We start from the raw sequence: 6,930 nt of genomic DNA, 5'->3' as shown, positions 1-6,930 counted from the left end.
GACAGTGAAACGACTTTGCGCCGATGATAGTGCGGGTTCCCGTGTGAAAGTAGGTCATCGTCAGGCTCTTACAGCCCCAAATCCCCTCAGTCCCCAAAGGACTGGGGGGTTTTGCGTTTGGGGAAACGAAAATTGCGCTTCGTCTCGCAGGGGGATGAGCAAAAATTGCAGCACGCGCTTGCACACCTGGCCTCTGGCGGGTGTGAACGACGATCGGGTGTCGATCGGACGCGTGTGCGCCCCTGGGATCAGCAGCCTTGCCGCTGCCCGTCCACGAAGACCAGCAATTCACCTTTGCCGAAGGCCGTCCAGTCTTCGTTGACCGTGAGCGGAGCCGTCACGATGATGGCCACGCGGTCGGAGGCGGTGGTCTGGGTCGCGAAGTCGATGCGCACGTCCTCGTCGGACAGCTGCGCTTCGCTGAACGGGTGCTTGCGCTCGATGTAGTACAGGTTCGTGGACGCATGGGCCCACAGCGCCTGCCCATTGGAGAGCAGGAAGTTGAAGGTACCGTGCGGCGCGATGCGCGCGGCCAGTTCCTTGAGGGTGAGGGTCAGCTCGGCAATGCTGGGCACGCTGGCATGCGACTTGGCCAGCTCCTGCATGATCCAACAGAACGCATGCTCGCTGTCCGTGTCCCCTACGGGGTGGAAATGCGAATGCAGGCGCGGCCGGAAGTCCTTGAGGTCGCCGTTGTGGGCAAACACCCAGTAGCGTCCCCAGAGCTCGCGCACGAAGGGGTGGCAGTTCTGCAGGCTCACCAGGCCCTGGGTGGCCTTGCGGATGTGCGCGATGACGTTGCGGCTCTTGATCGGATAGCGGCGGATCAGCTCGGCCACCGGCGAATCCACGGCCGGCAGGTGGTCCACGAAATGCCGCAGGCCCCGGTCCTCGAAGAAAGCAATGCCCCAGCCGTCGGCATGGTCCCCCGTATTGCCCCCGCGCTGTGCAAAGCCGGTGAAGCTGAAGGTCACGTCGGTCGGCGTGTTGCAGTTCATACCGAGCAGTTGGCACATGGTCGAAGGAGGTCCGGATCAGTCGGCCATCAGGCCTGGGGTGGAGAGGGGGTGTCGCTGGTCGGTGCCGCAGGCGCTTCGCGCAGCTGCCAGGCCGCCACCAGGGCCAGCAGGCACAGCGCGGTCAGCATCAAAAAGGTCTCGCCAAAGGCGGCGATGCGTGCCGGGTTGCTGGCGCCCGCTGCGAGCGAGGCCCCATGCGCGCCCATGCGCCATTCGAGAACGATGCCGCACAGGCTCACCCCGGCAGCCCCGCCGAGCATGCGCAGGAAGCCGATGGCACTGGAGCCTTGCGATATCAGCGACTTGTCCAGCGGCCGCATGGCGCCCAGGTTGAGCGATGGCAGGATGAAGCCCAGCCCGATGCGCCCGAGGATCGCAAACACCACCAGCATCCACAGCGGGGAACCCAGGCCCACCACGACCATGAGGCCGAACGACAGGGCCAGCAGGGCCAGGCCGATGCTCACCAGCAGGTGCGTGGGCTGCCGGTCGGCCAGCCGGCCCACCATCGCGATGGTGATGGCCAGCACCAAGCCCGCGGGCAGCATGATGGTGCCGACATGCGATGCCGACAGCTGCAGGCCGAGCTGCATGAACACCGGCAGCAGGTAGGTGGATCCGAACAGCGCCGTGCCATAGATGAAGGCCACAATGCTGCCCATGGCGAACTGCCGGTACTGGAAGAGCCGCAGGTCCATCAGCGGCTTGCGGCCCTGCCCCAGTTGCCGGCGCTGCCAGCCGATGAACAGGCCCGTGGCCACCACGGCCCCCGCCAGCAGCAGGATGGCCTCCGACACGGTGCCCCCATGCAGGGCCACCAATCCGTTGAGCAGGCACAGCGTGCCAGCCGTGCCCAGTGCCAGGCCGCGCCAGTCGAGCGCTTCGCCGTTGCGGTTGGCGGCCACGCCGCCCGGAGCCGTGACCGGCACGAACTTGTAGGCCAGCCAGATCGAGGCCAAGCACAGCGGCACCACCATGAAGAAGATGGAGCGCCAGCCGAACCAGTCGACCAGCAGCCCCCCGATGCTCGGGCCGATCGCCGGCGCCAGCACCACGCCCATGCCGAAGATGCCGCTCGCACGGCCCTGCTCATGGGGTTGGAAGGCGTAGAGGATGATGACGGCTGGAATGGGCTGCACCACACCGGCCGCGAGGCCCTCGGCCACGCGCGCCAGCAGCACCAGGCCGAAGTCGCGCGCCAGCCCACCGCCGATGCCGCCGGCCAGCAACAGCAGCATGGCGCCCACGTAGGTGGCGCGGTAGCCATAGCGCGACAGCAGCCAGGGCGTGGTGAGCATGGACACCGTGGTGGCCACCATGAAACCCGAAGTCACCCACTGGGCGCGTTCCTGGCCCAGAGTGAAGTAATGGCTCATGTCCGGGATGGCCACGTTCACGATGGTCGAGGACATGATCGACGCCATCGTGCCGACCATGACCGAGAGCAACAACAGCCAGCGGTAACGCTCGCCATGCCGTTCGCGCAGGGCGGCGAGGGACCCGGAAGACGGCTGTGTTGTCATGGAGGGGTTGGGCTGGCTATCAGTGGCGAAGAGGGCCGCCGAGAAAGGGGCGAAGAGGCGCAGCGCCCCATGGGCATGTACCTGCTACGTCCGCTCCGACCACAGCTTGCCGCCCGTGGCCCAGTTCTCGCGCTTGATGTCGGTGATCAGAATGTCCACCGACTCGGGCGAGCCACCCAGCACCTCGACGGACACACGGGTGATCTCCTCTACCAGCTTGCGCTTTTGTTCGACCGTGCGGCCTTCCATCATTTCGACGTGGTACGTGGGCATGGTGTGCTTTCTTTAGGAAAAGGGGGTTGTGAAAAGCGCAAATCATATCGGCTGGGATCCCGGCGTCTCGTTCGCTGCAGCGCTGCCGACCGGCGCGCGCGCGCACTCCGCGCAGATGCAGGTGAGGCCCCGCTGCTCGGCGGGCAGGCGTGCCAGCGCCACGGGCGACACCGGGGTGCTCATGCACCAGCACTCCTGCGCTGGCAGACCGGCCGCCACGGCGCATTGGTTGGGCTGGCCGCACAGGGGACAACGGGACGGGCTGGAAGGCGCGAGGGTGTCGTGGGACATGGCCTGTGCAGTGTAGGTGCTGGCAGTGCCCTGTGGGGGGCACCAGCCGGGGTTCCCGAGGTCGGCGAAAGGGCGCACCGCGGCATCGGGTTCCTGGTTCAGGATCGATATCGGGTTCGGGCTGCATCCTCCTGGTGTGCAGCTGGCTAGAATGGAACGCACTTGCAAGGGTAAAAAATACAATGTCCACCATTGCTGCCAAAGTTCAGTCCCAGATCTCCGAACTGATCATCAGCGGTCAGTTCAAACCCGGCACCCGCCTCGACGAGCGGGTGCTGGCCGAGCACTTCAACGTGTCGCGCACTCCCGTGCGCGAGGCATTGCGCCAACTCGCCGCACGTGGGCTGACGCAGCTGCTGCCCATGCGCGGTGTGGTTGTCATGGAAATCAGCGTCAAGGAGCTGGCCGAGATCCTGCACGCAGACTGCGAGCTGGAGGCCCTGTGCGCGCGGCTGGCCGCAGAGTCCATGACCACCATGGAAAAAACCGAACTGCGCTACATCCACGAGCGCTCCAACGAATACGTGGCCAATGGCGACCTCGACAAATACCTCGAGGCCAACCGCGAACTGCATCGCCTGATCCTCGAAGGCGCGCACAACGCGGTGATCAGCCAGATGGTGGGCGAGATCCGTGATCGCCTGAGCCCCTACCGCCAGTACCACCCGGCCGAGACGGACCGCCTGGTGACATCGCACGATGCCCACAAGGAGATCGTCGAGGCCATCGCCGAGGGCCACGGCGAGAAGGCCTACCTCGCCATGCGCGCACACAACGCGCACCTGGGCAATGCGGCGCTGCGGGCCCTGCGCCAGGCGAAGGAGGCCGAAAACACCGTGGAGCAGGCGCCCTCCCCGACGCCGCCAGCAGGCAAGCGTGCCCGTTCGACGGCAGCGCCCTCGGTGAAGATGGGCGTGCCCCGCGCTGCACGCAAGGCCAAGATGCCTGCCTCAAAGAATACCAAAAAATAATTTGGTATACCAGGTGATGAAGATCGCCTAGAATCGCGGCAGCTTCTTCAGAAGGTGCCGTGCTCGGTTGCGCGCTGTCGGTCCTGCTTTGCAGGGCGGCCCGGCCATCGGCCGCAGGCGCGTCTTCCACCGTCTCTGCCGGCGCAAGCGCCGTCGGGTCGTGGTGGGTGCCGGCGACCGGATGGGGGCGCTCGCACTCTTCAACTTCGACAAGGACTGGTGATGCTCGACAAGGCAGGCATGCACGCGCTTTTCCAGGGCGCGCGTTCGCACAACGGATTCCTGGACTCCCCGGTGCCCGAGGCACTGCTGCGCGATCTGTACGACCTGGTGAAGTGGGGCCCGACCAGCGCCAACTGCGCGCCCCAGCGCATCCTGTTTCTGGTCACCCCCGAAGCCAAGGCGCGCCTGCTGCCTGCCCTCAGCCCGGGCAATGTGGCCAAGACGGCGTCTGCACCCGTGACCTGCATCCTGGGCTATGACCGGCGCTTCCACGAACACGCCGAGACCCTTTTCCCGCACAACCCTGGGCTGTACGACAGCTTTGCCCGCGACGAGCGCCATGCCGAGACCACGGCCTTTCGCAATGCCACGCTGCAGGCCGGTTACTTCCTGCTGGCCGCCCGGGCCCTCGGGCTCGACTGCGGTCCCATGTCCGGGTTCGACGAAGCCCTGGTCAACACCCGCTTCTTCCCGGACGGCCGATGCCGCGTGAACTTCCTGTGCAACCTCGGGCAAGGTGATCCCGCCCGGCTTTTCGGCCGGCTGCCGCGGCTGCCGTTTGACCAGGCCTGCTCGGTGCTGTAGGCCGCGGGCACGCCCCCCGTGCCGCCGGGCACGCAGGGTGGGGAAGCCTCTCATTGAGGTTTTGTATTTTTTGTGTATTCTTGGTATACCAAATAAAAACGAAAGGATGACAATGTACCGAGTGCTCGCAGGAATTGCCCTGGCGTTGTGCGCCACTACCGGCCTCGCGCAGGCCTGGCCGGCCAAGCCCATCGCCATCGTCGTGCCGTTCGGCGCGGGGGGAAACACGGACACGATCGCGCGCCTCACGGCCAGCCATCTCACCAAGGCGCTGGGCACTGCCGTGGTGGTGGACAACCGCCCCGGCGCCTCGGGCCTCATCGCCGCCAAGCAGGTGCTCGGGGCCCCGGCGGATGGCTACACCCTGTTCATGGCCACGGCCACGCAGATGGTCACGGCGCCCTTCGTGAACCCGAACTTCAACTACGACCCGGCCAAAGACTTTGCGCCGGTGGTCAACATCGGGGCCAATGCATTCGTCATTGCCACCAAGGCCGCACTGCCGGTGAAGAACCTGGGGGAACTGGTGGCCCTGGCCAGACAGCAGCCCGGCAAGCTCAGCTACGGCAGCGGAGGGGCGGCGGCGCTCACCCACCTGTCGGCTTACATCTTCACCAAGCGGGCCGAGATCGACATGGTGCATGTCCCCTACCGGGGCGGGGCCCCGGCCATGACGGACCTGCTGGGCGGCGTGATCGACATGTACTCGGCCAGCCCGTCGGAGGTGATTTCCCAGGCGAGCGGGGGAAAGATCCGTCTTTTGGCCATCTCCAGTGCCACGCGCTCGAAGGAGCTGCCGAACGTGCCGACCATCGCCGAGACCTTTCCCGGCCACGAAGTCACCACCTGGAATGGCCTCGTGGCGCGCGCAGGCACGCCGCCCGAGGTGCTGGACCGCATCGCCGCGGAGGTGCTCCGCATGAAGGACGACCCGGTGGTGCTGCAAAAGCTCGAAGAGGCCGGTGTGGTGCCGCTGTTCACGGCGCGCGCCGCATTCGGTGCGCAGATCCAGCGTGAGCTGGTGATGTGGGGCAAGGTGCTCAAGAACTCCGGGATCCGCGCCGAGTGAGGCAGCGGCCCGCAACTGCATGAATTCAAGAAAGGAAATTGCAATGAACTGGTTTGGAATTGCCACCTACATGGCAGGCACGGGCAGCACGGCGCCGCGCATGGGCCTGGTGGTCGACAATGCTGTCTACGATGCGCAAACCGCCGTGCAGGCGGTCACGCCCGCCGCGCAGCCGGTGCCCGTCGAGCTGGGGGCCTTGCTGGCGAGCTGGGACGCGTCTGCTCCCACGCTGCAGACGCTGGAGTCGGCCGCGCTGGCCATCCGCGAGGGGCGCATCCAGCCACCGCGGCAAGAGGGTGCGCTGGCCGTTCCCTATGCGCCCGCCCGCATCTTTGCGACGGCATCCAACTACTACGAGCATGCCGCGGAGATGGGCACCCAGCTGGCGGCGCGCAGCGAGAGCTCGCCCTACATCTTCCTGAAGGCCGAGACCAGCGTGACGCCCACGAAGACGGCTGTCGTCATGCCCGCCAGCACGATGAAGCTGGACTGGGAGGTGGAACTGGCGGTGGTCATCGGCCGCGGTGGCCGCAATATCGCACTCCAGGATGCCTACGCGCACATCGCCGGCTACACGGTGATCAACGACGTCAGTGCCCGCGACCTCACGCGCCGCACGGACTACCCCTTCTCGCACGACTGGTTCCGCGGCAAGAGCTTCGACACCTTCGCACCGCTGGGTCCCTGGTTCGTGCCCCGCGACTGCGTGGGGGACCCGATGGACCTGCGCATGCAGCTCACGGTCAACGGCGAGAGCATGCAGGACGCGAGCACGAAGGGCATGATCTTCAACATTGCCGAACAGATCGCCTACCTGTCGAGCATCCTCACGCTCAAGCCGGGCGACCTGATCGCCACGGGAACGCCCACGGGCGTGGGCATGGGGCGCGGCCTGTTCCTCAAGCCGGGCGACGTGATGGTGGCCTCGATCGCGCAGATCGGTGCCATCGAAAACCACGTCACCGCGGCTTCCTGAA

8 protein-coding genes are annotated in these 6,930 nt (G+C 66.1%); 4 read left to right on the top strand and 4 right to left on the bottom strand.

Features of this window, described 5'->3' with window-relative positions; translation table 11 throughout:
* Nucleotides 1-248: 248 nt before the first annotated feature.
* The 4 genes from AC07PA_RS17135 to AC07PA_RS17120 all read right to left on the bottom strand — a co-directional run bounded on the left by AC07PA_RS17135 (nucleotide 249) and on the right by AC07PA_RS17120 (nucleotide 3,106).
* Nucleotides 249-1,016: a class II glutamine amidotransferase gene (locus tag AC07PA_RS17135; RefSeq protein ID WP_145697023.1), complete on the bottom strand. Its 768-nt coding sequence runs from the start codon at nucleotides 1,014-1,016 to the stop codon at nucleotides 249-251.
* Between the two features lie 29 nt (nucleotides 1,017-1,045).
* Entirely contained in the window at nucleotides 1,046-2,542 is a 1,497-nt protein-coding gene (locus AC07PA_RS17130; protein ID WP_494606711.1) for a DHA2 family efflux MFS transporter permease subunit, read from the bottom strand.
* 84 nt (nucleotides 2,543-2,626) lie between these two features.
* On the bottom strand, nucleotides 2,627-2,815 hold the full coding sequence (locus tag AC07PA_RS17125) for a 4-oxalocrotonate tautomerase (RefSeq protein WP_007850839.1): 189 nt from the start codon (nucleotides 2,813-2,815) through the stop codon (nucleotides 2,627-2,629).
* 42 nt (nucleotides 2,816-2,857) lie between these two features.
* Nucleotides 2,858-3,106, bottom strand: coding sequence for a cysteine-rich CWC family protein (locus tag AC07PA_RS17120; protein WP_494606714.1), 249 nt, complete (start codon nucleotides 3,104-3,106; stop codon nucleotides 2,858-2,860).
* A gap of 182 nt (nucleotides 3,107-3,288) precedes the next feature.
* Here AC07PA_RS17120 and AC07PA_RS17115 point away from each other — a divergent pair, with 182 nt between their 5' ends.
* The 4 genes from AC07PA_RS17115 (at nucleotide 3,289) to AC07PA_RS17100 (ending at nucleotide 6,929) form a co-directional block, all read left to right on the top strand.
* Complete coding sequence (locus AC07PA_RS17115) at nucleotides 3,289-4,077, top strand: GntR family transcriptional regulator (RefSeq protein ID WP_494606716.1); 789 nt, start codon at nucleotides 3,289-3,291, stop codon at nucleotides 4,075-4,077.
* A 222-nt stretch (nucleotides 4,078-4,299) separates the two neighbouring features.
* Nucleotides 4,300-4,884 (top strand): malonic semialdehyde reductase, encoded by a 585-nt coding sequence (locus tag AC07PA_RS17110; RefSeq protein ID WP_494606718.1) that lies wholly within the window; start codon nucleotides 4,300-4,302, stop codon nucleotides 4,882-4,884.
* Nucleotides 4,885-4,990: 106 nt separating this feature from the next.
* Nucleotides 4,991-5,953: a Bug family tripartite tricarboxylate transporter substrate binding protein gene (locus AC07PA_RS17105; RefSeq protein ID WP_494606720.1), complete on the top strand. Its 963-nt coding sequence runs from the start codon at nucleotides 4,991-4,993 to the stop codon at nucleotides 5,951-5,953.
* Between the two features lie 43 nt (nucleotides 5,954-5,996).
* Nucleotides 5,997-6,929, top strand: coding sequence for a fumarylacetoacetate hydrolase family protein (locus tag AC07PA_RS17100; protein ID WP_494606722.1), 933 nt, complete (start codon nucleotides 5,997-5,999; stop codon nucleotides 6,927-6,929).
* Nucleotide 6,930 lies beyond the last annotated feature (1 nt).

This window comes from Acidovorax sp. GW821-FHT09B03, from assembly GCF_059418305.1.
Note: the sequence above shows the minus strand (reverse complement) of the source record. Positions and strands in the feature narration are given on the sequence as shown.

Bases quoted from the DNA above. Each gene is read 5' to 3' on its own strand.
- AC07PA_RS17135 (WP_145697023.1), bottom strand. From the start codon at position 1,016: ATGTGCCAACTGCTCGGTATGAACTGCAACACGCCGACCGACGTGACC.
- AC07PA_RS17130 (WP_494606711.1), bottom strand. From the start codon at position 2,542: ATGACAACACAGCCGTCTTCCGGGTCCCTCGCCGCCCTGCGCGAACGG.
- AC07PA_RS17125 (WP_007850839.1), bottom strand. From the start codon at position 2,815: ATGCCCACGTACCACGTCGAAATGATGGAAGGCCGCACGGTCGAACAA.
- AC07PA_RS17120 (WP_494606714.1), bottom strand. From the start codon at position 3,106: ATGTCCCACGACACCCTCGCGCCTTCCAGCCCGTCCCGTTGTCCCCTG.
- AC07PA_RS17115 (WP_494606716.1), top strand. From the start codon at position 3,289: ATGTCCACCATTGCTGCCAAAGTTCAGTCCCAGATCTCCGAACTGATC.
- AC07PA_RS17110 (WP_494606718.1), top strand. From the start codon at position 4,300: ATGCTCGACAAGGCAGGCATGCACGCGCTTTTCCAGGGCGCGCGTTCG.
- AC07PA_RS17105 (WP_494606720.1), top strand. From the start codon at position 4,991: ATGACAATGTACCGAGTGCTCGCAGGAATTGCCCTGGCGTTGTGCGCC.
- AC07PA_RS17100 (WP_494606722.1), top strand. From the start codon at position 5,997: ATGAACTGGTTTGGAATTGCCACCTACATGGCAGGCACGGGCAGCACG.